This is a genomic window from Allorhizocola rhizosphaerae (assembly GCF_003426775.1).
Taxonomy (GTDB): domain Bacteria; phylum Actinomycetota; class Actinomycetes; order Mycobacteriales; family Micromonosporaceae; genus Allorhizocola; species Allorhizocola rhizosphaerae.
Genome location: NZ_QJUG01000121.1, coordinates 1 through 25,145 on the forward strand (window position 1 = coordinate 1; position 25,145 = coordinate 25,145).

The 25,145-nt window shown below is 69.1% G+C and carries 27 protein-coding genes and 1 pseudogene; 3 read left to right on the forward strand and 25 right to left on the reverse strand.

Annotation, left to right across the window (positions count from 1 at the left end):
• A pseudogene (locus DM816_RS24530) lies at positions 1-181 on the reverse strand (hypothetical protein); the annotation flags it as partial.
• A gap of 60 nt (positions 182-241) precedes the next feature.
• Positions 242-1,450 (reverse strand): hypothetical protein, encoded by a 1,209-nt coding sequence (locus DM816_RS24535; RefSeq protein WP_162907787.1) that lies wholly within the window; start codon positions 1,448-1,450, stop codon positions 242-244.
• 166 nt (positions 1,451-1,616) lie between these two features.
• On the opposite strand from DM816_RS24535, the gene DM816_RS42845 reads away from it, so the two are divergent.
• On the forward strand, positions 1,617-1,793 hold the full coding sequence (locus DM816_RS42845; RefSeq protein ID WP_162907788.1) for a hypothetical protein: 177 nt from the start codon (positions 1,617-1,619) through the stop codon (positions 1,791-1,793).
• A 39-nt stretch (positions 1,794-1,832) separates the two neighbouring features.
• Positions 1,833-4,739: an ATP-binding protein gene (locus tag DM816_RS24540; protein ID WP_117212754.1), complete on the forward strand. Its 2,907-nt coding sequence runs from the start codon at positions 1,833-1,835 to the stop codon at positions 4,737-4,739.
• Between the two features lie 5 nt (positions 4,740-4,744).
• Here the strand turns inward: DM816_RS24540 and DM816_RS24545 are convergent, their stop codons facing one another.
• The 7 genes from DM816_RS24545 to DM816_RS24575 all read right to left on the reverse strand — a co-directional run bounded on the left by DM816_RS24545 (position 4,745) and on the right by DM816_RS24575 (position 9,884).
• Positions 4,745-5,533 carry an ABC transporter permease gene (locus tag DM816_RS24545; protein WP_117212755.1) on the reverse strand — a complete coding sequence of 263 codons (789 nt, stop codon included), beginning with the start codon at positions 5,531-5,533 and terminating at the stop codon, positions 4,745-4,747.
• A complete protein-coding gene (locus tag DM816_RS24550; protein ID WP_162907789.1) occupies positions 5,530-6,294 on the reverse strand; it encodes an ABC transporter permease in 765 nt (254 codons plus the stop codon). The genes DM816_RS24545 and DM816_RS24550 overlap by 4 nt, the downstream gene beginning before the upstream one ends.
• Positions 6,291-7,046: an ABC transporter ATP-binding protein gene (locus DM816_RS24555; protein ID WP_117212757.1), complete on the reverse strand. Its 756-nt coding sequence runs from the start codon at positions 7,044-7,046 to the stop codon at positions 6,291-6,293. Before DM816_RS24555 ends, DM816_RS24550 begins: the two co-directional genes overlap by 4 nt.
• A complete protein-coding gene (locus DM816_RS24560; protein ID WP_162907790.1) occupies positions 7,043-8,170 on the reverse strand; it encodes a nucleotidyltransferase family protein in 1,128 nt (375 codons plus the stop codon). The genes DM816_RS24555 and DM816_RS24560 overlap by 4 nt, the downstream gene beginning before the upstream one ends.
• Positions 8,157-8,810, reverse strand: coding sequence for a dTMP kinase (locus DM816_RS24565; RefSeq protein ID WP_162907791.1), 654 nt, complete (start codon positions 8,808-8,810; stop codon positions 8,157-8,159). Before DM816_RS24565 ends, DM816_RS24560 begins: the two co-directional genes overlap by 14 nt.
• A 343-nt stretch (positions 8,811-9,153) precedes the next feature.
• Positions 9,154-9,387, reverse strand: coding sequence for a VOC family protein (locus DM816_RS24570; RefSeq protein WP_117212760.1), 234 nt, complete (start codon positions 9,385-9,387; stop codon positions 9,154-9,156).
• Between the two features lie 74 nt (positions 9,388-9,461).
• On the reverse strand, positions 9,462-9,884 hold the full coding sequence (locus tag DM816_RS24575) for a hypothetical protein (RefSeq protein WP_117212761.1): 423 nt from the start codon (positions 9,882-9,884) through the stop codon (positions 9,462-9,464).
• A 189-nt stretch (positions 9,885-10,073) separates the two neighbouring features.
• On the opposite strand from DM816_RS24575, the gene DM816_RS24580 reads away from it, so the two are divergent.
• Positions 10,074-10,448: a nuclear transport factor 2 family protein gene (locus DM816_RS24580; RefSeq protein WP_117212762.1), complete on the forward strand. Its 375-nt coding sequence runs from the start codon at positions 10,074-10,076 to the stop codon at positions 10,446-10,448.
• A gap of 50 nt (positions 10,449-10,498) precedes the next feature.
• Here the strand turns inward: DM816_RS24580 and DM816_RS24585 are convergent, their stop codons facing one another.
• From DM816_RS24585 to DM816_RS24660, 16 genes are all read right to left on the reverse strand, one after another.
• On the reverse strand, positions 10,499-11,773 hold the full coding sequence (locus DM816_RS24585; protein WP_117212763.1) for an MFS transporter: 1,275 nt from the start codon (positions 11,771-11,773) through the stop codon (positions 10,499-10,501).
• A 19-nt stretch (positions 11,774-11,792) separates the two neighbouring features.
• A complete protein-coding gene (locus DM816_RS24590) occupies positions 11,793-12,116 on the reverse strand; it encodes a hypothetical protein (protein WP_162907792.1) in 324 nt (107 codons plus the stop codon).
• Between the two features lie 5 nt (positions 12,117-12,121).
• Positions 12,122-12,964 (reverse strand): 4'-phosphopantetheinyl transferase family protein, encoded by an 843-nt coding sequence (locus tag DM816_RS24595; protein ID WP_117212765.1) that lies wholly within the window; start codon positions 12,962-12,964, stop codon positions 12,122-12,124.
• The gene (locus DM816_RS24600; protein ID WP_117212766.1) at positions 12,948-14,084 is read right to left on the reverse strand and encodes an acyl-CoA dehydrogenase family protein; all 1,137 of its coding nucleotides are present in this window, start codon (positions 14,082-14,084) and stop codon (positions 12,948-12,950) included. The genes DM816_RS24595 and DM816_RS24600 overlap by 17 nt, the downstream gene beginning before the upstream one ends.
• Positions 14,081-14,731 (reverse strand): hypothetical protein, encoded by a 651-nt coding sequence (locus DM816_RS24605; RefSeq protein ID WP_117212767.1) that lies wholly within the window; start codon positions 14,729-14,731, stop codon positions 14,081-14,083. The genes DM816_RS24600 and DM816_RS24605 overlap by 4 nt, the downstream gene beginning before the upstream one ends.
• Positions 14,732-14,733: 2 nt before the next feature.
• The gene (locus DM816_RS24610) at positions 14,734-15,495 is read right to left on the reverse strand and encodes a hypothetical protein (RefSeq protein WP_117212768.1); all 762 of its coding nucleotides are present in this window, start codon (positions 15,493-15,495) and stop codon (positions 14,734-14,736) included.
• Positions 15,496-15,498: 3 nt separating this feature from the next.
• Entirely contained in the window at positions 15,499-15,765 is a 267-nt protein-coding gene (locus DM816_RS24615) for an acyl carrier protein (protein ID WP_117212769.1), read from the reverse strand.
• A 1-nt stretch (position 15,766) separates the two neighbouring features.
• Positions 15,767-17,044 (reverse strand): type III PLP-dependent enzyme, encoded by a 1,278-nt coding sequence (locus DM816_RS24620; RefSeq protein WP_117212770.1) that lies wholly within the window; start codon positions 17,042-17,044, stop codon positions 15,767-15,769.
• A complete protein-coding gene (locus tag DM816_RS24625; RefSeq protein WP_117212771.1) occupies positions 17,037-18,389 on the reverse strand; it encodes a preATP grasp domain-containing protein in 1,353 nt (450 codons plus the stop codon). Before DM816_RS24625 ends, DM816_RS24620 begins: the two co-directional genes overlap by 8 nt.
• Before the next feature lie 18 nt (positions 18,390-18,407).
• Positions 18,408-19,331, reverse strand: a complete 924-nt coding sequence (locus tag DM816_RS24630) for a 3-oxoacyl-[acyl-carrier-protein] synthase III C-terminal domain-containing protein (protein ID WP_117212772.1) — start codon at positions 19,329-19,331, stop codon at positions 18,408-18,410.
• Positions 19,328-20,584, reverse strand: a complete 1,257-nt coding sequence (locus DM816_RS24635) for a glutamate synthase-related protein (protein ID WP_117212773.1) — start codon at positions 20,582-20,584, stop codon at positions 19,328-19,330. Before DM816_RS24635 ends, DM816_RS24630 begins: the two co-directional genes overlap by 4 nt.
• Positions 20,581-21,579: an asparagine synthetase A gene (locus DM816_RS24640; RefSeq protein ID WP_117212774.1), complete on the reverse strand. Its 999-nt coding sequence runs from the start codon at positions 21,577-21,579 to the stop codon at positions 20,581-20,583. Before DM816_RS24640 ends, DM816_RS24635 begins: the two co-directional genes overlap by 4 nt.
• Positions 21,567-22,826 (reverse strand): methylaspartate mutase, encoded by a 1,260-nt coding sequence (locus tag DM816_RS24645; protein ID WP_117212775.1) that lies wholly within the window; start codon positions 22,824-22,826, stop codon positions 21,567-21,569. Before DM816_RS24645 ends, DM816_RS24640 begins: the two co-directional genes overlap by 13 nt.
• Positions 22,823-23,263 carry a cobalamin B12-binding domain-containing protein gene (locus tag DM816_RS24650; RefSeq protein ID WP_211588836.1) on the reverse strand — a complete coding sequence of 147 codons (441 nt, stop codon included), beginning with the start codon at positions 23,261-23,263 and terminating at the stop codon, positions 22,823-22,825. Before DM816_RS24650 ends, DM816_RS24645 begins: the two co-directional genes overlap by 4 nt.
• A 114-nt stretch (positions 23,264-23,377) precedes the next feature.
• The gene (locus tag DM816_RS24655; RefSeq protein ID WP_117212776.1) at positions 23,378-23,584 is read right to left on the reverse strand and encodes an MbtH family protein; all 207 of its coding nucleotides are present in this window, start codon (positions 23,582-23,584) and stop codon (positions 23,378-23,380) included.
• Between the two features lie 16 nt (positions 23,585-23,600).
• Positions 23,601-25,145, reverse strand: a 1,545-nt coding sequence (locus DM816_RS24660) for a thioesterase domain-containing protein (RefSeq protein WP_246002195.1), incomplete at its 5' end; no start/stop codon positions are given.

Below are 25,145 nucleotides of genomic sequence, written 5' to 3' on the forward strand. Positions count from 1 at the left end.
CGCTCGTGACGGACACGCCGTCTTTGAACACGACGATGTAGCTGTCGGGGATGGCGTTCGGGTTTTCGGCGCCTAGAATCTGGGCCGGTGGTGCAGCAGAGGCCGGGCTGCCCATGCCCAGCAGGACGGTGGCGACCGCGGTAACGATCACACCTAACGGACGTAAAATATCCATGCTCATCTATTACAGGGTCGCATCGCCACATGTCAATGCGACCCCTGCTTCAACACGCGATCCGAACTACCGGCGCCAGGTCCAGTAGTAGTGGACGTCGTAGGTGCCGTCGTGGCCCGAGAAGCGGAACACCCCACTGGACAGGGTGTCGCTGATGCTGTTCAGCGTGATCTGCGAGCTGCCCGCCTGGAGGAACACGTCATCGTAGAACGACGTGACGATCCAGTTGATCAGATCGACCCCGAACCAGCCCGCCAGCGATGCCAGGGCCTGCCGGATGAGCTGGCTCTTCACGATCGGGTCGAGCACCTGGCCGACCCATTCGGAGATCTTCTGCTGCACGGTCGCCCGCACCTGCTGCCAGATCGTGTTGAGCACGTTGGCGAACCCACCGGCGTCGACCTCCGTCAGCGACACCGTGGCGGTATACACCCCGGGATAGGTCAGCGGCAGGTCGTAGCTGCCGAACGTGTGCCCACGGTTGTAGAAGGTCCACACGGTACCGTCATCGAAGGCCTGCGGGATCTCGTACGCGTTGACCTGTACCGTTTCCCCGCCCGGCGTGACGATCACTCCGCCGAGGGCGATCTCGTCCGAACCCCACTCGGTCACGCCACTGCCGGTCTCGTCGATGCAGACCACCTTGCTGATCATGAACTTCAGGCCGGTCTTCGGCTTCGGCGAGGTCGGCGTCGGGTCGCAGTTGACGAGCTCACAGTCCGGCGGGTCACACTCGCGGCAGAGCGCGTCGCTGGCACCGCCATCGCTGCCCGGCATGGCCCTGGCCTGCGGCGCGACGAGCTTCTGCGTCTTCAGCGCGTTGCCGAGCTTCACGCCGTCGACGGGCAGCGGGCTGTCCTGATAGGCCCTCGCGAAGCCCCGGAATTCAGCGGGCGCCTGCTTGCCATATTGTCCAAAATGTACGCTCGGCTTGCCGAGCAGTGACTTGGCCGCCTCCTGGTAGCCGTGCTTCCGCTTCGCATCCATCTTCTTGAACGCGCCCGCCAGCTGGGCCTCGATGCTGCCCTCGGGCCACGCCCGCTCCGGTTCGGCGGCCGCCAAGACGATCGAGTAACGCACGGCATCGCCCGCGTCCGCGTAGATGGCCTTCATCATCTCGGTCACCTCCTCCTGGGTGACCGGAGCCGGGGCTGGTGACTGTTTGGCGGTGGCCAGGCTGGCGCCGGCGCCTACGGCCAGTGCGGCCGCGCACGCGATGGCGGTCGTTCTGCCGAGCCAGGCTGCCCGCCGCCGGGATGGGGTAATGGTTGACATGCGAGCCATGCTCTTGGCCGCCGCCATCGGCGACATGGGTGTGCCGCACCCATATTTTTGTCCAGTACCGGCGCCAAGCGCACCAATCCGCAGCCCCACAGGCAACCCAACCCCTGGCCTTCCGCGCCTACGATGCGGAAGATCTCTCACGATTAAGGGGGGAAGCATGACGCTCAAGCGTCGGCTCCTGGGAGTACTAGCCGCGGCCGCCCTGGCCACGGTGGGGGTGTTTGCCGCTGCCGCACCGACCGATCCCGCACCGCCCAAACGGGATGGCGGGACTGTCGTGGCGGTGGATCCGTGGCCGGACGGGTGTGGCGGCTGCGGCAACGGTCACCTGTAAGACCGGCACGATCCGGCCGGCCGCGGCATCGACGCACGCATGCAAGCAGCGACCAGGTTAACCTCATCCGTCCTCATTGGACGCGAGACCGAGCTTGAGACGATCCTTGACGCGGCCGGCCGTGCCCGGCTCGGCCAGGGCAGGGCCGTGTTCCTGACCGGCGAGCCGGGCATCGGCAAGACCCGGCTCGTGCGGCAGGCCGGCCACGCCCTGACCACCGCGGGGATGACCGTCCTATCGGGACGCGCCACCGCCTCCAGCGCGGCGATGCCGTTCCGTCCGCTGATCGAGGCGCTCAACGCCCGTCTGCGCGCCGGGCCCATCCCGGCGAGCCCGCACATCGAGCCGTTTCGCCCCGCGCTGTCCCGGTTGTTCCCCGAGTGGCGTCGCGACGACCAGAACGGTTCGGGCGAGCCGGCCGTCGTGCTCGCCGAGGGCGTCCTGCGGCTGCTCGGGCTGCTCGCACGCGAACGGCCGCTCGTGCTCGTGCTGGAGGACCTGCACGACGCCGACGCCGAAACCCTTGACGTGCTGTCCTATCTGACGGGCAATCTCACCGGGCTTCCGCTGCTGCTCCTCGCGTCCATGCGCAGTGGCGCCTCTGCCGCGCCGGACCTGGCCCTCCGAACTCGGCGTGACCACGAGGCCCACCTGCTCGAACTACCGCCGCTGACCGGCCGGCAGGTGGCCCGCCTTGCGGCCGACTGCCTGCGCGCCAGCGTCGCGGACCTCCCGCCCCAACTGGCCGAGCGCCTTCAGCGCGACGCCGACGGCGTACCATTTGTGATAGAAGAACTCCTGGCCGGTCTCGTCTCCAACGGCATGCTGCGCAACGACGGGTCTGGATGGCATTGCGCGCATGACCTGTCCGGCCCGGTGCCAGTTTCCGTGGTGCGCACGGTCGCCGACCGCGCCGGGCGGCTCGGCCCGGACGGGCAGCGCCTGCTCGAAGCCGCCGCCGTGGTCGGCACCCGCTTCCCACTCCAAGTGCTCGCCGAGATGCTGGGCCTGTCCGCCGATACCGCCGAGAAACTCCTGCACGCCGCCGTTGACGCGTACCTGGTGCGGCCCGACGCGGGATGGTACGCGTTTCGCCACGCGCTGACCGCCGACGCGTTGCTGAGCCAAGTGTCCACTTCGGACCGTGCCCGCCTCGCGAGCACGGCCGCGCAAGCGCTCGAACGGTCACACCCGGACCTGCCCGGCGAGCTTTGCCATGTGGCGGCACGGTTGCGCCTGGCCGCGGGCGACACGGCCGTAGCGGCAGCCCTCCTGCTCCGCGCCGGATCGAGAGCCTTGGCCAAGGGCGCGGCGACCTCGGCCGCCACCTCGCTGGAGCAGGCCCTCACCCTGTGCCTCGCGCAAGGGAACCCCACCATGGCGTTCGAGGCACTCGAATCCCTGCTCGCCGCGCTGGAGGAGACCGGCGAATACGACCGCGCCGAGGCCCTGGTCGATCGCACCCTCGCCGCGCCCGAACTGACCACCGCACAGGCCATCGCACTGCAATCGCGCCTCGGCTGGATGGCGCTGCACGGCGGTCGCAGCGCCGACGCGGCCCACCGGATCGCTGCCGCGCGCATGCTGCTCGGCCCGGACGCGGCTCCCGAACAACTCGCAGCGGTCGATGTCGTCCACGCACACGTGCTGAGCCTGCGCGAGGGACGCGCCGACGACGCCGAAGCGGTGGCGTTGCGTGCCGCAGAGGCGGCGCAAAGGGTACCACTGCCAGAAGTTGTTTGCCGGGCAAGGCAATTGCTCGCCCTCTTGGCGCGGCGGCACGGTTTCGACGCCGCCGACCGGCACCTGCTGCACATCGTGCGCGTCGCCGAGGAGCACCGGCTGCCGCTGTGGCGGATCCGGGCGGCGATCCGCCTGGCCGCCAACCGGATGATCCAGACCGGCGAAAGCGAGCAACTGCGCCAGGCGGGCCGGGCGGCGTGGGCGATGGGTGCGGTGCTCACCGGCTACGAGGCCGACATCACGCTTGCCATGCATGATGTCTTTTTTGGACGGTACACCGACGCGGCCCGCGTTGCGGCCGAGTGCGAGGCGGCGATGGTCCGCTTCGGCAAGCTCGGTGAGGTGCGCTACGCGCTGGCGGTCAAGGCGGCCGCGCACGCGCATCGCGGTGCGAGAGCGGAAATGGAAGCGGCGCTGAGCGACTACGACCGCTGGGGTGGTGCCGACTCCTACCACATGCCGGTCGTGTTTGGACTGTGCCGGGCCTTCTGCGCGCTCATGGAGGAGGACCGGCCAGCCGCGCGGGCCGAACTGGCCGCCGCCCGCGCCTTCGACGACGAACGCGGCACCATCTATTACCAGTACGGCCGGTACGGGCTGGCCGTGTTGCTGGACGTGCTCGAAGGCGCGGCGAGCCGGGAGGAGTTCGAAGGCATCGCCGCTCACCCGGCGGCCGCCCTGCGCTGGAACAAGCAATTCATCCACTTCGCCGACGCCGTGCTGCACGGCGAAGCGGGCGACCACACGCGTGCCATGGCCGCGTTCGGCGAAGCATGCGCGGCGGCCGAACCTTTCCCCACCGCACACCGGCTCGGGCTGCGCCTGACCGCCGAATCAGCGCTCGCGCACGGCTGGGGTGAGCCGGTTCTCTGGCTCCGCACGGCGGAGGAGCATTTCCAACAGATCGGGGCCACGCTGATCGGCGCCGCCTGCCGCACACTGATCCGCCGCGCCGGCCAACGCGCCCCGCAGCGCCGCGCGGGACACGACCGGGTGCCCGACCGGCTGCGCCAGCAGGGAGTGACCGTGCGCGAATACGAGGTACTGCTCCTGCTGGCCGAACGTTGCGGCAACAGGGAAATCGCCCAGCGGCTCTATCTGTCACATAGGACGGTGGAAAAACACGTCGCCAGCCTCATGCGCAAAACCGGCCAACGCCAACGTTCGGGCCTGTGCGACTACGCCGGCGCGGTCGGCACCTGAAAACCCTACTCGGCGAACACGATGCTGCCGTCCCGCCGGGCGCGCCACTGCATCCAGTGCAACACGCCAACCGCAGCCGCAAACCACGCGACCCCGACGGCAGCTTCCGCGATCGCTTGGGCCGCGATGACTTGTGCCGGTCCGCCATCGAGGACCGTGCGCACGGCCGCGAGCCCGTGCGTCAGCGGAAGCAGTTGCGCGACCGCCCCGGCAAACGGGCCGAACGCCTCGGCTGGCACGTTGACCCCGCACACCGCCATCATCGCCGCCGTCACGGCATTGGACACGACGTTGCGCAGATCCGTGCGGTTCAGCACGAGCGCGCCGAGCAACAGCCCGAGCGCATAGGTGCTCAACCCAATCAGCAACAACAGCGGCACGCACCACAGCACCTGTTCCAGGGGCAGGCTCACACCAAGCAGCCAGCCCACGCCCAGCATGCTGCCCAGTGCGCAGACAAACCCCTCTGCCATCCAGTACAGGCTGCGGCTCGCGAGCACCACGATGGGCCGCGCCGGTGAGGCGACGATCAGGGGCAGTGTGCCGCACCTGCGCTCCCAGGCGGTCGAAGACGTGGTGAACAGGCTGTGCACGCTCATCATCGCCACCGCGTTGCCGACCAAAAGATAGCGCGTGTCGTTGGGCGACAACAGCCATCCGATCGAGGCGAAGAACAGCACCTGCGCGAGGATGCGCAGATACCACCCGAACAGCCACGTGCGCCACGTGAAAATGAGCGTGTAGTCGGCCAGCCCGCTGCACACCGAGTACCAGATGATCCGCGCCGTAATCATGTCAACCGCAACGATCCGTCAGCCCGCACCCGCCGCAACACCCGCCGCAGCACGAGAAGCCCAATCCCGAGCGCGATCCCGCCCAGTCCAATCACGACACCCATCCGCGCCAACGGCTGCGCCACCGGCTCAGGACGCAGACTCGCCCGCAGCAGGTCGGAGCTCCACGACAGGAACACCAGGCGTCCCAATGGCTGCAGCCATCCGGGCAGCGAATCCACCGGCACGAACACGCCCCCGAGCACGAGCAACGGGTAGGTTAGCGAGTTCTGGAACGGCAGCGCCGTGCGGGTCGCGAGGAACAGCGTTGCCATCAACAGCGACGCGGCCACCATGGCGAAGGCCGTCACGACCAACGCCCCGACGAACACCAGCGGGTGACGCACCGAAATCGGCGCACCCGTGGCTGCCGCAACCAGCCAGACCTCGGCCAGCACCACCCCGTTGAGCGCGCTCGTCGCCGCCACCCGGCTCAGCAACAGCGACGGAAACGGCGCGGGCGTGGCGATGAGCGGCTCCAGCAGGCCGAGCTCCCGATCGACGTCGATCAGCTCGCCCGCGGCCAGCAGGCCGGTCCCCCACAGCGCCACCATCACCGGCGCGACAACGGCATTGGGCACGAGGTCCGGCCGGTCGTGGTAGGCCGCGAGCGCGAGCAGCACCAGCCCCAGAATCGGCGCGCGCACCAGTTCGAGCAGATAGTCGTTGCTGGTGCGCAGCAACTGAAACTGCAGCCGCACCGCGGGCCACACCACACTCACGACGACGGCCCAACCAGGCTCAGATAGGCGTCTTCGAGCGTGGGCACCTGGACGCGGGTCACGAGCGCGTGCGGGCTCTCCGTGGCGATGAGGCGGCCGTGGTCGATGAGCGAGACGCGGTCGCAGATGTGCTCCGCCTCATGCATGTCATGTGTTGCTATCAATATGGTACGGCCCTGTGCCGCGATTTCCGTGATGGTCTGCCGCAATCGAAGCGCCGCCGCGGGATCGAGCGCATTGGTCGGCTCGTCGAGCAGCAGCACGCGCGGGTTGCCGATGAGCCCGCGCGCCAGGTGCAGCCGCTGCCGCATGCCCGCCGAATACGTCTCCACCCGGTCGCTCGCCCGGTCGCGCAGGTCGAACCGGTCCAGCAGCTCCTCGACCCGGGTCGCGGCCACGCGCCCGCACACGCCGTAGAGAGCGGCCCAGTACATCAGGTTTTGCCGGGCGCTCAGCCTCGGGTAGAGCCCACGCTCGCCACCGAACACCACGCTGATCAGCGGCCGGACGGCCTTGGTGGCGGTGACGACGTCGTGCCCGCAGACTTCGGCACGCCCGGAGGTCGGCAGCAGCACGGTGGACAGCAGCTTCATCAGCGTGCTCTTGCCCGCGCCGTTGGGGCCGAGCAGCCCGTGCACTTCCCCATGCTCGATGCGCAGCGAGACGCTGTCCAATGCGGTCACCGTGGTGGCTGAGCGCCTTGCGGCGTACACCCTCGTCAGGTTTTCGGTGAGCACGGCCGGGTGCGTCATGCCGCCACCTCCTGCGGCAGCCATTCGGCCCGGCACGCCGCACCGACGAGCATGAAGGAGCCGACCGGGGTGTGGGCCACGAGCTGGCCGCCCTGATCGGTCAGGCGCAGGCCGACACCGGCCGGGTCGTGGGACAGCGGCACGCCAAACAGGGGCAGGCCGAGCGACAGCAGCCGGCGCGCGCCCGCGCGCTCGTGCACGAGCTGGCCGATCCGGTCCACCAACGGGCCTCGTTCGTCCTCCACCGTCGTTGCGGCCAGGTATCCGAGCGCGCGCACCGGGTGCATCCAGCGCCTGGTGCGGTCGGCCACCCGCCGAATGTCCACACGCGACGGTGCGTCGAGCCGGGCACGGTGCTCTGACACGAGTCCGGAGCGGTCCACGGCGCGGGTCAGCTGCCGGTAGGCGCGACCGAGGCCGCTCTCGGCCAGCCCGATCCGCAGCGCGGCCATGTCTTGCGGTGTCGCGGCACGCTCCAGCAGATACAGGTCGAGCACGTCGCGCGAGTTGAAGCGCCGCTCCCAGCGCTCGGCGACCAGCGCGATCGCGCTCGTGGCAAGCGGCGAGGTGTCCCGGTTGGACAGCTGATGCGCCCGTGTCCGCAGGCTTGTCGCGACATCGGCGGTGGTGAGATCGACGACGTAGGGCACGCCGAGCGCGTTGTCGGGCGGCTGTTGCAGTTGCAGCAGGATGTCGAGACCGTCGCGTTCGGACAGTTGCACCGTCGTGGCGGCGACCTCCCAACCCTGCTCGACCAGCCGCACGGCCACGGCCCAGAGGTCGTCAGCGCGGCGGCACACGACGTCGAGGTCTCCCGCGGCGCGGACGAGATGCGCCGGATAGTGGGCCGCGATGCTCGGCCCTTTCACCACGTAGGCCTGGGGCGCGGCGTCCACAATGGACGACCATGCCCGCTCGTACCGCTCGATCCGGCTGCGGTGGTTGTCAAGCTCCTCGCGCTGTCGCACGGGCAACGCCCGGCCCTCGGCGGCCCAAGCGCTCAACAGGGTGGCGGCGAGCTTGTGTGCCGGGTCGCGCGCCAGCGCGAGCAGCGTGGCGTCATCCACCGACTCCGGTACGCCACGCCGGCACATCAACCCGCGGAGCGCCTCACTGCCAATCATCGCGGCTCCCCAATCCGGCCAGCGCGTATTCGCCGCGCAACCAGTCGCCGACCGCGGCCTGGATGCGCTCCTGCACCTGCCACGACTCGGCATCACCGTCGACCGTGACGAAATCCCCGTAGTCCGGGAGTGTGGCGTAAGCCTGATCCATGGCGGTCAAATACTCCAACCGCTCGTCGTCGGTGGCACGCTTGCGCAGCCTTGCCACGGCCGTCTCCGGCGAGACGCGCAACAGGATCGTGAGATCCGGCTCGGGAAGGGCGCGCAGGATGGTGCGCAGCAGCTGCTCGTTGTTCGTGCCCAACGCCCGCACCGAGGCGAAGAAGCACGCGAGGTAACGGTCGACGACCACGAACTCGTCCACCGCGAGGGCGGGCAGCAGGGTCTGCGTCCAATCGCGATAGCGGACCATCATGCCGACCAGGCGGGTCATGTCGGCCCCGAGCAGATCCATGTAGTCGGGCAGGCCCAGCTCGGCGGCTGCGTCGGACAGGACCCGCTTGGTGAAGGAAGGCCCGACGGAGGTCACCGCCGTGACACTGGCCCCGCGCTGGCGCATCCAGCGGGCGGTCAGCTCGGCCTGTGTCGTCTTCCCGGCTCCGTCCAGGCCCGCGAATGCGATGAGTTTGGCTCGAGTCACGGTCAGCCCCTCCTTTCTGTCAAAGGACCGGCAGTGGGGTGCCGGCGGCACCCCACCGCGGTCGGTCATCGCGCGCTACCGTGGATCACTGCTTGGCAGCGGACGACGCCTTCGGAGCCGGCCGCTGCAGAACACGGACCTTCTTGAGCGACTTGCGCTGGCAGACCCGCTCGCCTGGCTGGAAGTTCATGTGGTCACCTCTCTGTGTGATCTGGTCCGCCCGACATGCTTGCCGGGCCTTCTGAATCACCAGGTTAAGCACCAAAACCCCTGCTCAGCGGCGGTTGCGGGGGCAGCTCGGCGGCAGCATCGCCCACCACGGCCGTGGCCCACTGCGCGTCTGTCAGGTCGTGCCGAACAGCCGCGGCTCGATCCCCGCCGGATCACTGCATGCCGCCACCTCTCGGACCGCGGAGCGGCCCTCGATCAGGATCCGGTCGTCTGACGGCATCCGGCCATGCGCTACCAACTGGTCGACCGGCATCGAATGATCTTCGACGATAGTGCCGAACACCTGCGCCCAAAACCTGGCCTGGGCGTGCGGGTCGGCACAGTCAAACGTCACCTGTGTCCTCATGGCACCGCATAGTGCCAAAACCATACGACAGTTTCACGAGCCCACTTCTGAACACGGCCTAGCGGCACGCAGGCTCAGAAGACAAGGTGCCAGATCCAACGTCCAATCTGGAAGACCACACCCACGATAAACGTCGCCATGAACGCCGCCATGCCGATCACGAGTGCGCCCAGGCCAACGTTTTCGAGCACCGACAGGATCCTCACCGCCGTCGCCCGGACCCGCGACCGGATGCGTCTCAGCAAACCCACCCCAGGCTCGTGCGGCGGCACAACCTTAGGAAGGCCGCCGTCACCGAGGACCGAATGGGTGATGAAGGCCAGGCCCATGCCGCCACCGAGGAAGACGAACATGACACGCATGAAGATGCTGTCCGTCGCCACACCGTTGACGATCACCGGCATCTTTCCCACCACGATGAGCGCCGCTATGACGAGCGCGCCGACACCGAGCAGGAACGCGAACGCCCGCAGGCCCAGTTCCTCTCGGGGCGACATTGACATAAATTAAAGCTACTCCTGCTTGGCAAGTGCCGACTCATGCCGCGAGCCGGCGGGCGGCTCGAATCGGAGCAGCTCAAGGCAGGTTGAAGGGAGACTCTTCGCCGGTGATAGGAAGGTGATAGCGGGCGGTTATCGCGCGGGTGGACAGTGTGTCATCACCATCCGTTCGAAAGGACAGTTCCCATGATTGGCCGTAGAAGATCCCCGCCAACAGCGGCCATAACCGCGGCCGGAATCGACCACGTCCGGCTGTCATACGAATATCTCGATGCCGGTGACATTGACGGGTACGCGTCGCTGCTCGACGAGCATGTGCAAGTCAAGCGGCCGGACGCGCCGCACGGGCACGGGCGGGCCGAGGTGCTGCGGCTGCACGCCAACATCGCCACGCCGGCGTGCAAACATGAGATCTACAAGATTATTGCTGACGGTGACTGCGTGGCCGCGGTGGGCCGCTTCACCGGTCACATCGAGGCCGAGTTCGTTGACGTGTTCACGCTCTCCGACGAGGGCCTGCTGGCGGGCTATCGCCGGTTTTACTTCGCGAACCCCAACTGAGTCGCGAGATGCCCCGGGCTCCAGCGAGCCCGGGGCATCTGCGCATTCCATCAGCGGGCGGCGCCCACCAGGGCCGGTTCACGCGCTTCGAGCTCCACCTGAGGCGCAGGCTCGTCCGCGATCGGGTGGCGCAGCGCGAGCAGTGCCGCGATCGGGCCTATCAGGGCCACCACGCCACACACGATCCAGGTGACCTCGACCCCGATCACGAACGCCAGCCCGCTGAACAACGCGATCGAGAACGGACCCGTGCCGGCACCGCTGAGCGACAGCGTCGACATCGCCGCGCCCATCGCGTTCTTGGGCGCCGCCTGCTGGTATGTCGTGACGATCGCCGGACCGTTGAGGCCGCACATGGTACCCACCAGGAAACTCGCAACGGCCAGGGAGACCACGGACGGCATGAGTGCCATCAGGACGATGCCGGCCGCGATGCCGACACCGCTCGCGATCAGCCGGATCATGATCGGAATACGGTGTGCGATCATCGCGCCCAGCACGCCCGAGGCGAGCGCGCCGATCCCGAACGTCGACACGACGATGCCCACGGCGGCCACGCCCCACTCCCGCTGATCGGCGATCAACGGCAGCGCGACCTCCAACGGCCAGCCGAACGCGAGGTCGAGGCAGAACGCCGACACGAACATCAGGCGCAGCCGCGGGTTCGCGCGCAGCAGCCGCAAGCCGTCGCCCGACCGCCGCCACAGGCTGTCGTCGCCCTCCCGCACCGTGGGCCGCTCGATTCCCTTGGTGGCGTAGAGGAGTGTGCCCCACTGTGCCGCGCAGGTGAGGGTGACCACGACCATCGCGACCCACAGCCGGCCGGTGGCGATGAGCGCCGCGCCGATGGGCGCGCCGACGATGGGTGCGAGCCGCAAAACCGTGCCATACAACGAGTTCGCCCGTGCCAGGTGGTCGCCGTCGGCCAGCCGCGGCATGAGCGAACCGGTGGACGGGCTGGACAGGCCGAGCAGCACACCCTCGGCGACGGCGATGAACAGCAACGGCCAGAACGAGTGGACATTAAGGACGATGACCGTGCCGATCGCGAGCACCGCGAACCGTGCCCCGGTCGTGCGCAGCAGCACCATGCGCGGGCCGAGCGTGTCGGCGATCGCGCCGCCGAAGATGAGCACCAGCGCGCGGGGCAGGGTCTCCGCGAGCATGATCGCGGTGACCGTGCCCGCCCCGCCGATCTGGACGGCCGTCCAGCTCAGCGCGACGAGCAGCACAAAATCGCCGGCCAGCGACAGGCCGTTGCCGCCGACGAGCGCGATCACCTTTCTCCAGTGGATCTGCGGCCGCTCCGCCGCCTCAACGCTCATGTCTGTGGTTTCCCCATCACTAGTTTCGGTCGGGAGGCCGGCGTCTACCGGCCGCGAGTAGTGCGTGCTCGACCGCCCATGTGGCGGCGAGGTATTCGCTTACCGCCATGGCGCTGCCGCTCACGGTCGGCAGATCCCAGCGGACTTCCAGATGACCGCCCAAATAGGAGCGGCCCATGGTGACGAGTGCCCGGCCGGCGGCCCGGATGGCCGCCTTCTTGTACGCCGGGTGTGAGGTCAGCACCGGTAGTTCGGACGGCGTGAACCGCACGTGCACGGTCTGGCCGGTGTGCGGGTCGCGCCCTACGGCGCGCAGGCCGACCCAATCATTGTTTGAGTCCATCTCCTTCACTCCCCCGGTACCAGTTGAATAGCACCGTATCCATTGGGTGGACGGCTGCGAGGCGGTTGCCCCGGCAGCTGCGCGGCGGCTTCCCATTCGTAAAAGCGCACGCGCTCGACCGCGCGGCCCGAGGTGGCCAGCGCGGCGACGAATCCCTGCGGGGCGGGCAGGTCACGCAGGTCCCACCGGTGGCCGGCAAACGCGCCCGTGCCGACGACCGTGCCCACACGGCCTGGCGGGCGCGAGAGAAGGCCACGGGACATGGCCGCAGCCTCCGAGGCGAGACTCCCGCGGCCATGAGGCGGCGTGAGCACCCGCAACCGCAACCCTTCGAGGAACCGCCCCCCGGATGCCTTCACGCAGGCTTCCTTCCGGGCCAATATTTTGTGGTACGCCATGCGGCGCGCACTCGAATCAGGTTGTGCCGCGACGAATTCGGCCTCCTCTTCCGGCAGGTAGCGGTCGGCGAGAGCCATCGCGGGCGTGCGATCGCCGATGCGCTCGATGTCCACACCCACCGGTCCGGCCGCGCGGACGGCCAGCAGCGCGTGCCCCGCCGAGCGGCTCATGCTCCACTGCCACCGGCTCCACGGCCCGGTGAACGCGGGCTTGCCGTGCACCCCAGCGGTCCAGCACACCGCGCCCGCCGCGACCCCGAGATACTCACCGAGCACGCAACGAATCGCGCCGTGCGCGACCACGTAACGCCTGGCGTCGAGCGCTTCACGGAACCGGCCCGCGCGGCGCAGCTCGTGCGCGTCAAGCACCACCGCGGCCCGGTCCACCGCCGATGGCCCGGCGTCGAGCCGGATGTGCCACACGTCAACGCCTTCAGGCAGCCTGGGCATGACCGAGCCGTCCGTTCAGGTAGCCCTGGGCGAGGTTGAGCCGCTGGATGTTGCTCGTGCCCTCCATGAACTCGAACGCCCGTGCGTCGCGCAGCCACTTGTCCAGCAGCGGGTGCTCCCATCGCGCCCCGGGTCCGAAGAAGCGCACCGCCGCGGTGGTGATCTCCTCCGCGAGCGCGGTCGCCCGGATCTTCGCCGCCGACGCGAGCGTGCCGTCGCCCGGGTCGTCGTCGGCCGACCGGGCCGCCGCGAGCACCAGCGCCCGTGCCCCGTGCAGGCGCTCGGCGAAGCCGTCGAGCACATGCCGCTGCGCCACCCGCATGAGCCGCCGGTTGTCCACGACGTAGTCGAACGCGGCCTGGGCCACGCCGAGCGCGAGGCACGCCACCACCGGCCTGTACCGGTTGAACGTGCGCACCGCCGCCCACATCCCCTGCCGCGTCGCGGACCGGTGATGCCCGAGCAAATCCCCAACCTCGACGGGCACATCCCGCATCCGCAGCTCGCTGAGCGCAAGCGCCCGCAGCCCGAGGGTTTCCAGTGGCACGCCCGCGAACCCGGGCCGGTCCGTCTCGACCAAAACAGCCGCGATGCCCAGTGGGCCCGCGCTGCGCCGGGCGAACACGACCCCGATGCGCGCACGAGCGCCGTTGCCCACAAAGCGTTTCACGCCGTTGAGCAGCCCACCGGTCACATTCGTCGCCATGCCTGCCGGGTCGGACCCGTGCGATGGTTCAGTCATGCCGAAAAACGTCCACGTTGGACGCTCGGCGAGCATGCCGTAGTACCGCTCCCGCTGCCGCTGGTCGGCGATCTCCGCGACGACGAACCCGGACATGGCCGGGCCCGGCAGCGCGAGCACCGCGCCCGCGTCGGCGCGGGCCAGCTCTTCGAGCACCGTCACCTGCTCCACGCAAGAGTCCAGGTAAACCGGCCGCCCCTGCACGACAGGCGGGTCGGGGTAGTACTCGGCGGGCATGCCCACGTGCCGCCACGGCAGCGCACCGCCGAGCACACCGTCCACAAGCGACGGATCGCGATCGATGTCCAATGTGGTGCGCCGCAACACGTCCGCGGACTCACGGGCGAACGCGCGCAGCTCGTCAAGGAAGTCCATCATGACCCCTCCCGTTCCGGCCGTTCCGGCGTGTAGGCGTCGGCGAGCAGCTCGGAAGCGCGCACGTCGCCGCCCGGCCCGGTGGCCAGGAACCCCACCGCGCCGAACAGGTGCAGGCACAGCCGCCCGACCTCGTCGAGGCTGCGATGGATGCGGTGCAGGGCGGGCGATCCGGGCGCGGCGGCGAACAGCGCGGCCGCCTCGGCGATCCCGCCCGCCGCGTCGGCGAGCATCGCCCGCACCAACGGCAGATTGAGCGTCGCCGTCTGCTGCACGGTGCGGTGGCGCAGGTGCTCGGTCGCCTGACCCAGCAGCCGTTCGGCCAGGCCGAGCCGGACCCACGCCACACCCGACGGCCACGCGCCACCATGAGTCGGGCCGGCCCCTCGGATGCGAAGCGCCACCAGGCCCGCCGACACCCCGCCCAACGGCTCCTCGCGAGCGCCGTCACGGGCGCGCGGCCCGTCGGGGGTCTCGTATCGGTCGCACGCCGACTCGATGTGCTCGGGCACGAACACGTGCCCACCGGGGCCGGCCGGAAGCACCCCGGCGCTGGTTTCCGCGTGCAGCAACGTGAGCGCCGCGGCGGCGCCGTGCGCGAAGGCGACGGCACGATAGTGCTGCTGATCGACGGATAGTGCGGTGCTCATCTCTACGGCCCCTTCCGTGAGAGCGTGACGCTGCACGCATACGGCAGCACCGGATCGCGGTCGGCGACGACCATCTCGCCTTCGGCCAGGCCACCCTCGCTCAAGTGCGAAGCGAGGGCGAGCCAGGCGCCCGCGCACGGATGCTCGGGCCAGGCGGTGTGCGCTTGGACCGGACCATCGCCCCGCGTCACGCTGATCTGGGGACGCCCCAGCCGGATCGGGCCGTCCGGGCCGACCAACAGGGCCACCGCCAGGTCGCGCGACGGTCGCACCGGCGCGCTGTCGGGCGGCAGCGTGGCCTGTTCCATGATCAGGATGAGTGCGCGGGTGGAACCACCGTGCGCGATCCGGTCGAAGGCGATGCGCAGGGCCAGAAACGGGCCCGCCACCCCCTGTTCGGATATCCCGACGATGAGCGGCTCACCCGGTACCAGCCGGGCAATAATGCTTCCCGGCATGCTCTGCAGGCGGCAGTCGGGCCGGGCATCCACGGTGATCGCCAAATCGACCCCGGCCAGTCCCCCGGCCAGCTCGGTGGCGATCACCCGGACCATCTCGTGGTAGCCGACAAACGTGCCACGCTCCAACCACGACGGATCGTCGAACGGACCGTAGAGCGACTCCATGTGCTCCCGGAACGGTCCGATGTGTTCGGGCACAGCCCCGCCGCCGAAGGAAAACGGGACCACACGCTCCAGTGCCGGTCGGGCAGCGCCCGGCGCGGCCGGACCGCACGGCTGCCCGAGGCGCTGCAAGACCGGCATGGCTCACCTGCTCTCGGCGATGAAACTGGCAAGCGCGCCAACGCTTTCCAGGTGCCGCTGCTCCAGGCTCTCCGGGTCGACCTGCATGTCCAGCGCGTCCTCCAGCGCCATCAACAGGCCCAGCACACCCGTGGAGTCCAGGTTGAGGTCGTCGAACAGCCGGGTCTGTTCGGTCACGCCGCTGAGGTCCTGGCGCAGCACCTCGTCAAGCGCGCTCACGATGGCGTCGAAGATTTCCTGACGCTCGGCAGTGGCAACAGTGACAGTCATTTCAGTTCTCCTCAGTAGTGAATTGGTGCAGGATCTGCGAAGCGAGCATGCTTTCCGCGTCGTCGCGGGAGCGGATCAGGCGCGCCTGTCCGTTGTGGACGAGCACCTCGGCCGGATAGCCGTGGCTCAGGAAGTGGACCGGGGACGCGGTCGGGCCGTAGGCGCCGGACCGCTCGACCCCGATGACGTCGCCCGGCCGCACGTCGGCGGGCAGCTCGACGGCCTTGCCGAGGGTGTCGTTGGGTGTGCAGAGCGGGCCGGTCACGTTCCAGCGCGCGGTCTCGGGCGAGCCCTCCCGCGACAGCAGCCGCATCGGGAAGTTGCGCTTGACGAACGAGCCGATGCCGACCGCGGCCATGTGGTGGTTGGTGCCACCGTCGGCGACCGCGAACAGCTCACCCATCGACTCCTTCACGTAGCGCACCTCGACGGCGTAGATTCCGCCGTGGCCCACCAGGTACCGCCCGAGCTCCATCACCAGCCGCGTCTGCGGATGCCGGTCGGCGAAGGCGGCGAACACCGGGTTGAGCTGCTCGGTCAGCGCGGCCACGTCCAGGTCGCGCTCGCCGTCGAAGTAGGCGACGCCCAGGCCGCCACCGACGTCCACGACTTCGAGCGGGATGCCCAGCTTTTCCGACAGCGCCTCCGCGCGTTCGAGGATGCGCGCGGTGTTCTCGACAATCACATCCTCGGTGAGGAAGCGCGTGCCCATGTAGGCCTGGAAGCCGCAGAGATACACCGACGGATAGGTGCCCGCGAGGTCCGATGTGGACAGCAGCGCGTCTTCGTCGATGCCGAACTGGCGCGGCTTGCCGCCCATCGTGAGCCCGCTGCCCTTGACCGCGAACGCCGGGTTCACCCGCAGCACCACCCGCGCGGTGACCCCCAGCCCGCCCGCGATCTCGTCGATCAGCGCGAGCTCGCCGAACGACTCGCAGATGAGCGTGACGTCGCCCTTGACGCACGCCGTGATCTCGTTACGGCTCTTGCCCGGCCCCAAGAACATGATCTGCTCGGCCGGCACGCCCGCCCGCTGCGCGGTGATGAGTTCGGTCAGCGACGACACCTCGGCCCGTGCGCCCATGGAGTGCAACAGCGCACAGATGCTGATGTTCGGGTTGGCCTTCAGCGAATAGAACATCTCCACCGACGGGTGCAGCCGCTCGCGCAGCCCGCGGAACTGCCGCGCGATGATGTCTGCGTCGTAGACGTACATCGGTGTGCCGAACCGCTCGGCGAGCTCGGTGATGGCGATGCCCTGCACGGTGTATTCAGACATTGACGAGTTCCTCCTTTTGCACGCGTTCGGCGATGCTTGCGTCGAGCGCGGTCAGCTCCTCCTCGGAGTGGGCGATCAGCAGCCCGTAGAGCCGGCCGCTGTACGAGCGCCCATCGTCTGTCGCCGCCGCGTTGACGGTCGCGAAGTTGTTGACCAGCAAACCCTGCTGCCCGGTGAACAGCAGCCCGCCCAGCCGGTCCCGCATCTGGGCGAAGCTCACGTGGCCCATGAGCGTCAAGTGGTATTGCCGTGCCAGGGCCACCATGCCCGGACGCATGAACGTCTCCTGGAGCCGGGTCTGGTAGGTCGACATGTTGTTGCGGGCGTTGATTTCCAGCACGGGCAGCAGGCCGCCGTCGCGGGTCGTGATGGCGTCGACCCCCACCACGCCGTGGAAGCCGTCGGCCGCAAGGCGCTCGCCGAGCAGCTGGGCACATTGGACGATCTGCGCGTAGTGCTCGGGTGAGATTCGCGCCGGGATGTGGTGTCCTTTGTGCACGCCGTTTTCGGTGATCGCCTCCTTGACGAAGTCGAACCGCACGGAGCCGTCGCGGCCGACCGTGAAGTGGTAGTTGAGGTCGAGCGCCTTGTCGGCCCACTCCTCCACCACGAGCGCGATCCGCTGGTCGCCGCTGCGCTCGGCGCGCCGGGTCACCATGCGCACCAACTGGTCGAGCCGGCGCTCGTCGTCGACAACCATGATGCCCTTGCCGGACACACCGAACGCGTCCTTGATGCCGAGCCGGCGACCGGCGGCGAGCGACGCACGGGCCGCGTCAGCGGCGGCGGCGAACTCGGTGACGGTCTCGCACGCCCAGCCATGCGCCTGCGGCAAGCCCAGCTCGGTGGCGACCCGGCGGCTGTAGATCTTGCTGTTGACCGACTTGACCAGTGCGGCCGGTGGCAGCGCCGGGGCCAGGCCCGTTAGCTCACACAGCTGCTCCTCCACGGTGGACATGCCGTGCGGGAACAGGTGGGCGTCAAGCTTTTTCAGCTCGCTGAGCAGTCGCGGCGAGCGCAATGCGTCGACGCTGACCGTGTTCGCGGGATCCTGGCCATCGGTGACGAGGATGGTGGGCAGGTCCAACCCGAGGCCGTCCAGATAGGACAGGTAGTCGGGGTCCGGCGCCGACTTCAGCACGACGTAGTCGCCGCCGCCCGCGAGCAGCACGGCGAACTCGTCCATCCGGTTGACGATCGCGGCCGACGCACGGCCGGCCACGCTGGGCAGCCCGACCTCGTCGCGCGCCCACTCGTCCTCCACCTCGAAGTTGCCGAGCAGGACGAGCGGTGTCGCGGCCGAGCCGGTACAGGCGACCTTCACCCCTTCGAGGAAGGTTGACATGGGTTCCTCACTTCCGGTCTAGTGGCGCAGCACTGCGGCCGAGAACGTCGCGCCGAGGCCGACGGCCGCCATGAGGTAGGTGTCCCCACGGCGCAGCCGGCCCGCGTCGCGGGCATGGACGAGGTTGATGAACGGGTCGGCGGCGAAGCAGTGCCCGGTCACCGGGATGTTGTCGAGATAGACCCGCTCCAGCGGGAGGTCGAGCACCCGGCAGGTCCACGACCAGGTCAGGCGGTTCACGTTGTGCGGCAGGATGATGGCCACGTCGTCGAGGCCGACCCCTGCCGCGTCGGTCGCCTCGCGCATGACGTCGGCCAGCAGTTCGTTGTGCTCCTTGAGGAAATCGGCGTCGAGTGGGTCGGGCGGGACGCTTGTCCACTGGCCGCAGGTGCGCGTGGCGTAGCCGAGCAGCCGGTCGTGCTCACCGCTTGCCGACACAAGGCAGGCGGCCGTGGACTCGCCCATGACCGCGCTCTCCGGGATCATCTGGATCACCGGGTGGGTCTTCTCGCCCGTGAGCACCAGCGCCAGCCCGTCCGGATCGGCGTCGGCCGCGAGCAGCTGCCCGGCCAGATACACTCCGAGCAGCCCCGTGGCGCAGCCGTGCTGGCCCAGGGTGAACGCCACCGCGTTGGTCATGCCGAACTCTTGGCAAACCTCTTCCATGGGGTACCGGTCGGCGCGCACAGCGGTCGACATGGTCCGCGCGCCGATCACATACCGGACCCGGCTCTCGTTGCCGCGCAAGCCCGGCAACGCGCGCACCGCGCCCGCCATGATGCCCCGCATGTCGTGCTCCGGCGCGCGGCGCACGGTGTCGAGCCCGAACAGCTTGCCGAACTTCCACACGGTCTTGTCGTCCGCGCCCGCCGCCTTCCCGATGGCGCGCACATCGACGCCAAGCTCGGGCAGGTAGCACCCCACGCTCGCCAACGCGGTCATGCCGGCGCTCCAATCCGAACAGGCTCGGCAAGCCGCTCCTGCGTGGACTGTGGGAGCCAGACGTCGTCCGGGCCGAGCGCGGCCACGGAGTACTTGCCCAGTGCGCTGACGAGCAGCCGGGCCTCCAGTGCGAGGCAGTCCACCAGGCGGATCAGGCCCTCGTCCGGGTCCTCGTCGACCGCGAGCAGCGCGGCCCGGCCCAGCCCGACGGCGGTCGCGCCCAGCGCGAGGCTGCGCACCGCGCGGGCGCCCTCCCACATCCGCCCGGACACGAGCAGGCAACCCTCCGGGCGGCCGATGCGGCGCAGGCACTCATGCAGCGGCAGGCCCACCTGGTCCAGGAAGACCCTTGGCGCCCAACCGGTGCCGCCCTCCGCGCCGTCCACGGTGACGGCGTCGGCCCCGGCGCGCCACGCGGTGGCCGCCGCCCATGCGATGTCCCGCCCCGGGTGGAACTTCACCCACACGCGGGCCTTCGGGAAGTTGTTGCGCATGAAGCGAAGCTGCTGCCGCACGATCTCCTCGGTGAACGTGCCTGGGCTCGCGCACCGCAGCCAGCCGCCCTCGCCGAGCACCTCCCGCACGGCGAACCGGCCGGCGAGCCGCTGCGCCTCCTGCGCACCGACCACGGTCATGCCGCCCAGGCCGGGCTTGGCACCCTGGCCTATCTTCAGCTCGAAGGCCAGCCGCCCGGATTCGAGCAGCGGCTGCACCGTCGGGTCGGTGTAGATGAGGTGCCACACCTCGCAGTCGGCGTCCTCTGTGGACTGTTGCACCACGACACCGCCGGTCGCGTCATCGCACGCGTCCATGTATTCGCGGATGCGCGCGAGGATCGCCGAGCCCGCGCCGTTGCGGCGGTATCCGTGCACCGGCACCATGTTTTCGCCGATGACCATCGGGATGCCGAGCCGTGCCGCCTGGCGGCTCGCGGCCACGCTGAGGTCACCGCTTCCGGCCCGCGTGGAGCCGAAGGCGGACAGATAGACCGGCAGCGCCGCGCGGAAGCCGCCGATGCCGGTCGTCAGGTCCACGTCGTCGTGCATGGGTTCGCGGCCCAGCTCGATGAGCTTCTCCAGCCGTTGGGGCATGAACACGGGCGGCACGAGCCGTGCCTCGTCCAGTTCGTCTATCGTCGCTCCAAACAGCTGCGCGCCATAGGAACCGGCGGGTGGGAACACCTCGCTCGTGCCGTTGCGGGCACGGGCACGCACATGTTGCTCGGGGAAGCCGTGCGCTGTCAGGCTTGTCATGGCGCCACCATCCCGGGCAGCTTGGGGTAGGCGCTGACCTGCCACAGCGCGTCGAGCCCGGTGAGGAAGCGGACCAGCCGCTGCACGCCCATGCCGAATCCGGCGCTGGCCGGGATGCCCTCGCGGGCCATGTCGAGGTACCAGGAATATTTGGCGGGGTTTTCACCACTCTCGCGCATGCGGGTCACGATGGTGGCGTAGTTGGACTCACGCTCGCTGCCGCTGACCAGTTCGCCATAACCGCCGTGCGCGATCAGGTCGAAGTTGCGCAGCAGCCCCGGCCGGTCCGGGTCCTCACGGTCGTAGAAGCCGCGCGAGCCCTTCGGATAGTCGGTGATGAAGAACGGCCGGTCCGCCTTGTGCGACAGGAGCTCCTCACCGATCCAGTCGATCTCCGCGTCGGGGCTCTGCGGGTGGCCCTGGCCGAGCAGGCGCTCAACCGCGTCGGCGTGGGTGACCTGCTCGAAGCCGCCCTGGAGAAGCTCGTGGAACACGATCGGGTCGCGGCCGAGGCCGCGCAGCACGTCCGGCACGTTCTGCCACACGCGCTCGACGACAAACATGAGCATGCCTGCGGCGACCTCCATCGCGTCGTCGCGGGTCGCCCCGGCGATCTCGACGTCGATCTGGTGGAACTCGACCAGGTGCCGTCCGGTCGAAGCGGTCTCGACCGGCTCGACGCGCACGTTGGGCGCGATGTAGAACAGCTTCTCGAAGCCGCGCAGCGATGCCTGCTTGTAGAGGATCGCGCTGGTCATAAGCTTGTACGGGTTACCGTAATAGTCGACGTCGAGCGCCTTGGCGCCCCGCCCGCCGGGGTCGGTGACCGGCCCGATCAGTGGTGGCAGCAGCTCGGTGAAGTCGCGGCCCCGCAGGAAGTCACGTGCGGCCTGCAGCGCCTCCTGCTGCACGAGCATCGCCGCCTTGGTCGCGGGCGCGCGCAGATGTTCCGCGAGCGGTCCCGGCATGCCACGGTTGTCATCTATGGGATGCATCTCGCCTCCTGGCTTGAGTGGTCGAACTTGCGCGCTACGTGGTTCAGGGCCGAAAGCAGCCGCGCGGGCGACATCCCGGCGCTGTCGCGCGGCGCCGCCGCAGGTCTGATCGGCATCCGGCCGGCCGCCGACCAACGCAGCCACCCGGCATCGTCGATGTAACTGCGCGACAGCCCGGCGTTGTCGGGATGCAGGCAATAAGGGATGTCGAGGTACCCGCGGGAGAACGCCGCGAGCAGCGCCGCACCCGCATCCGGGTGCAGTTCGAGCACCGCCTCGACGAAGGTGCGCGCCTCGGCGTAAATCCCGGTGTCCGGACCGGAACGCGCACTGTCCACAGTGGTCATTACAGCGACGGTGGCCGCGGTCTCCAGCGCCCGCACGTTCTCCTCGATGGTCGGGATGCGGTGCGCCTCGGCCACGGTCTTGACGATCAGGCGCTGCGCGCCCGACCTGACGGCCAGCTCGGCGGACGTCTCCAGCAGCCGGCGCGCCCCGGCCGCCGACAACGGATAGACGCCCATGTAGGTGTAGACGACCACGTGCCAGTCCGCCCGCACGGGAAGGAACTCGGCGCCGAGCCGGCGCAGCGCGCGGATGGCCTCCTCGTCCTGTGTCGGGTCGGTCTGCTGCGCATAGCTCAGCGAGATGCTGTCGATGCCGTGCTGCGTGAAGAACAGACCCTCCAGCACACTGATCGCGACCAGCAGGCTCGGCGGGCACAGCTGGCCCAGCATGCAGCCGCCGAAGCTTTCCAGATGCGGTACCCGTCCCGGCTCGACGAGCCGGGCCAGCAGCTCGCAGCTCTCGGCCCAGCTGGCCACCGAGTCGCGCAGCGGCGTGCGTCCGTAGGGCAGGCAGTACGACACCGGCCCGCCCTCGGTCGCGTCGAGCCCCGCCGCGGTGAGCGCGCGGATGATGCGCTGGGGTCGCGAGGACCCGTGCCGCACCTGCACCGGAAACGTCTCGTCGGCCACGCCGGCGAGCAATTCGCGCGTGAGTTCGACCGGATAGGTCACGATGGGGTACCCGTTGAGCGCCACACCATCGGCCACGGCACGCCTGGCCGAGTCGTGGTCGCCCACGCGCGTGTAGCTGTCAAGCGTCAGCGTGCCGACGGTGGTGGCGGCCGCGAACTTCGTGTGCTCCAGCCCGGAGCGCATCTGGCGCGGATCGCTGAACCCCATCCGCGGTTGCACGACAAGCCTTCCCGCACTCGCCACGAACTGTCCGAACGAGACCGTCACGACTCGGCCCTCCCGTGGCTCGCGATCGCGGGCGTGCCCGCCAGACGGGCCAGGAACCGTTCGAACGCCTCCAGGTTGCCGTCGTCGAACACGGCGTCAAACCCGGCCTCGCACAACCGTGCGGCGCTTGCCGCGTCGCGCTCCCCGGCCACGCCGAGCATGCCGCCGATGACGGCGGGCACGCCGGCAAGCTCGGGCTCCTGCCGCACGCGCGTGATGGCGCGCAGGCCGTCCTGGTAGCCGTGCCCGTTCACGCTGCTGAGCACGATGAGCTCGGGTCGGTGCTCCAGGCACCGGCCGGCCAGCAGCTGCGGCGGCACGCACGGGCCCAGGTTGACCACGCGGTTGCCCATCGCCTCCAGAAACAGCTGGAGGTAGACCAGATTCCAGGTGTGGGAATCCGATGCGGTACCGCTAACCAGAACGTTGAGTCGCACGTTTTCGAGAATAGGATTCACTGCGTGCTACCAACGGAAGTTGGTGCGGCAGAACGCTCGGCAGAAACAACGATGCCCGCCGCTGGGAATAGCGGCGGGCACCGGGCTCGCATGTCACACGTATTGCGCGACCAGACTCTTGGGTCGGATGTCGGTCCAGTTAGCCTCGATGTAGTCCAGGCACTCCTGCCTCGTGGCCGTGCCGTGCACGGCGGTCCAGCCACCCGGGACCGCGGCGAAGGCCGGCCACAGGGAGTGCTGGCCCTCGTCGTTGGTGAGCACGAGGAAGGTACCGTCGTTGTCGTCAAAGGGATTCACCATGGCTTCTCCTTTACGCTTATGCTGCGGGTGTCATCTCTAGTTCGGCCATCCGTCCGGAAAGGACGGACCCAATCGCGGCCAGTGGCTCCGGTTCGGTCATCTGCAAGTGCGCGGAGTCGATGTCGTGGTTGTCGATCCTCCCTTCCACGAAGCAGGTCCACCTGTCGAATGTGGGCGCGGCGGCGCCCCGGTGCGCCGCGGCGGTGAAGAACAGCACGTCCCCGGCGAAGACCCGTGGGCGGTGGGTGCGCATGATGTCCGCGTGGTTGATCGCGGCCTCCATCAGCGCGGCCACCTCATACCCGGCAAACCCGGCGAGCACCGGCTCGCGCCGCTGAAGCACCCGCACAACCGCATCCGGGTCGAACCGCTCGAAGGAGTCCGCTTCCGGTTCGCCGACAAGCATTTCCAGGATGTCGCGGTCGGACAGTGGTCGCTCTCCTTCTTCAGGGGGCACGGGATAGGAATCCATCAACGCGAGCAGTTCCACCGTTTCCCCCATCGCTTGCAGCCGTACCGCGATGGCATGCGCGACCAGTCCGCCAAACGACCACCCCAGCAAGCGATAAGGCCCCGTGGGCTGGACCGCACGGATCTCCGCCAGATAATCGTCGGCCATTTCGTCGACGCTCGCCGCGCGATAGCCGGGTTGGGTCAGCGCCCGGGTTTGCAGGCCGTACACGGGCTGCGCGTTGCCAAGGTGCCGGGTGAGCCCGGCGTAGGGCCAGCTCATGCCCGCGGCCGGGTGCACGCAGAACAGCGGTGGCAGATCGCCCTCGGCGCGCAGCGGCAGCAGCACACCCATCGCTTCCGCGCCGCCGGACCCGCCCGCGATCCGCCGGTCAAGCCCGGCTGCGGTCGGCGCCTGGAACAGGTCCCGGATCTCGACCCGCACCCCGAGCACGGACTGGATCCGGCTCACCAGCCGCACGGCGAGCAGCGAGTGCCCACCGAGGTCGAAGAAGTTATCGTTCGGCGCGATCGCCTGCACCCCAAGCACTTCCGCAAACAACCCGCAAAGCACCCCAACCCGCGCCGAACCCCCCTCTCCAGCGTCGCCACCCTTCCCGTCGATCATGAACTGACGTCCATGTTCGACGGCGCGTCGCGACGCCAACTTCATGGTCGACTTTCGGGCAAGCTCGGGAGCCTCGGGCATCGGCTCGTCATAGGCGGCAGCCCGCAACACGCGCAGGTACAGGTCGAGCACGAGCTGGGCGGTCGCCTTGTCGAACAGGTCGGTGGCGTATTCCAGCCACACCTCCACCCCGGCCGCACGGCCCGCCGCGTCGCGGGAGTCCGCACAGGAGAACGACAGATCGAACTTGGCCACCGGCATGCCGGCGGACTCGGCCTCGACCGCGATGCCGCCCAGCCGCATGGTGGACGGCTCACTCTTCTCCGCCGTGAGCATCACTTGGAACAGTGGGTGGCACGACAGCGAACGCGCCGGGTTGAGGTGCTCCACCAGCAGGTCGAACGGCAGGTCCTGATGGGCGAACGCGGCCAGGTCGGCGTCGCGCACCCGCTCGACCAGCTCGGCGAAACCGGGGTCGCCCGA

Excerpts from the sequence above, each read along its gene's own strand:
- DM816_RS24535 (WP_162907787.1), bottom strand. The coding sequence starts at position 1,450 with ATGTCAACCATTACCCCATCCCGGCGGCGGGCAGCCTGGCTCGGCAGA.
- DM816_RS42845 (WP_162907788.1), top strand. The coding sequence starts at position 1,617 with ATGACGCTCAAGCGTCGGCTCCTGGGAGTACTAGCCGCGGCCGCCCTG.
- DM816_RS24540 (WP_117212754.1), top strand. The coding sequence starts at position 1,833 with ATGCAAGCAGCGACCAGGTTAACCTCATCCGTCCTCATTGGACGCGAG.
- DM816_RS24545 (WP_117212755.1), bottom strand. The coding sequence starts at position 5,533 with ATGATTACGGCGCGGATCATCTGGTACTCGGTGTGCAGCGGGCTGGCC.
- DM816_RS24555 (WP_117212757.1), bottom strand. The coding sequence starts at position 7,046 with ATGACGCACCCGGCCGTGCTCACCGAAAACCTGACGAGGGTGTACGCC.
- DM816_RS24560 (WP_162907790.1), bottom strand. The coding sequence starts at position 8,170 with ATGATTGGCAGTGAGGCGCTCCGCGGGTTGATGTGCCGGCGTGGCGTA.
- DM816_RS24570 (WP_117212760.1), bottom strand. The coding sequence starts at position 9,387 with ATGAGGACACAGGTGACGTTTGACTGTGCCGACCCGCACGCCCAGGCC.
- DM816_RS24575 (WP_117212761.1), bottom strand. The coding sequence starts at position 9,884 with ATGTCGCCCCGAGAGGAACTGGGCCTGCGGGCGTTCGCGTTCCTGCTC.
- DM816_RS24580 (WP_117212762.1), top strand. The coding sequence starts at position 10,074 with ATGATTGGCCGTAGAAGATCCCCGCCAACAGCGGCCATAACCGCGGCC.
- DM816_RS24585 (WP_117212763.1), bottom strand. The coding sequence starts at position 11,773 with ATGAGCGTTGAGGCGGCGGAGCGGCCGCAGATCCACTGGAGAAAGGTG.
- DM816_RS24590 (WP_162907792.1), bottom strand. The coding sequence starts at position 12,116 with ATGGACTCAAACAATGATTGGGTCGGCCTGCGCGCCGTAGGGCGCGAC.
- DM816_RS24595 (WP_117212765.1), bottom strand. The coding sequence starts at position 12,964 with ATGCCCAGGCTGCCTGAAGGCGTTGACGTGTGGCACATCCGGCTCGAC.
- DM816_RS24600 (WP_117212766.1), bottom strand. The coding sequence starts at position 14,084 with ATGATGGACTTCCTTGACGAGCTGCGCGCGTTCGCCCGTGAGTCCGCG.
- DM816_RS24605 (WP_117212767.1), bottom strand. The coding sequence starts at position 14,731 with ATGAGCACCGCACTATCCGTCGATCAGCAGCACTATCGTGCCGTCGCC.
- DM816_RS24610 (WP_117212768.1), bottom strand. The coding sequence starts at position 15,495 with ATGCCGGTCTTGCAGCGCCTCGGGCAGCCGTGCGGTCCGGCCGCGCCG.
- DM816_RS24615 (WP_117212769.1), bottom strand. The coding sequence starts at position 15,765 with ATGACTGTCACTGTTGCCACTGCCGAGCGTCAGGAAATCTTCGACGCC.
- DM816_RS24620 (WP_117212770.1), bottom strand. The coding sequence starts at position 17,044 with ATGTCTGAATACACCGTGCAGGGCATCGCCATCACCGAGCTCGCCGAG.
- DM816_RS24625 (WP_117212771.1), bottom strand. The coding sequence starts at position 18,389 with ATGTCAACCTTCCTCGAAGGGGTGAAGGTCGCCTGTACCGGCTCGGCC.
- DM816_RS24630 (WP_117212772.1), bottom strand. The coding sequence starts at position 19,331 with ATGACCGCGTTGGCGAGCGTGGGGTGCTACCTGCCCGAGCTTGGCGTC.
- DM816_RS24635 (WP_117212773.1), bottom strand. The coding sequence starts at position 20,584 with ATGACAAGCCTGACAGCGCACGGCTTCCCCGAGCAACATGTGCGTGCC.
- DM816_RS24640 (WP_117212774.1), bottom strand. The coding sequence starts at position 21,579 with ATGCATCCCATAGATGACAACCGTGGCATGCCGGGACCGCTCGCGGAA.
- DM816_RS24655 (WP_117212776.1), bottom strand. The coding sequence starts at position 23,584 with ATGGTGAATCCCTTTGACGACAACGACGGTACCTTCCTCGTGCTCACC.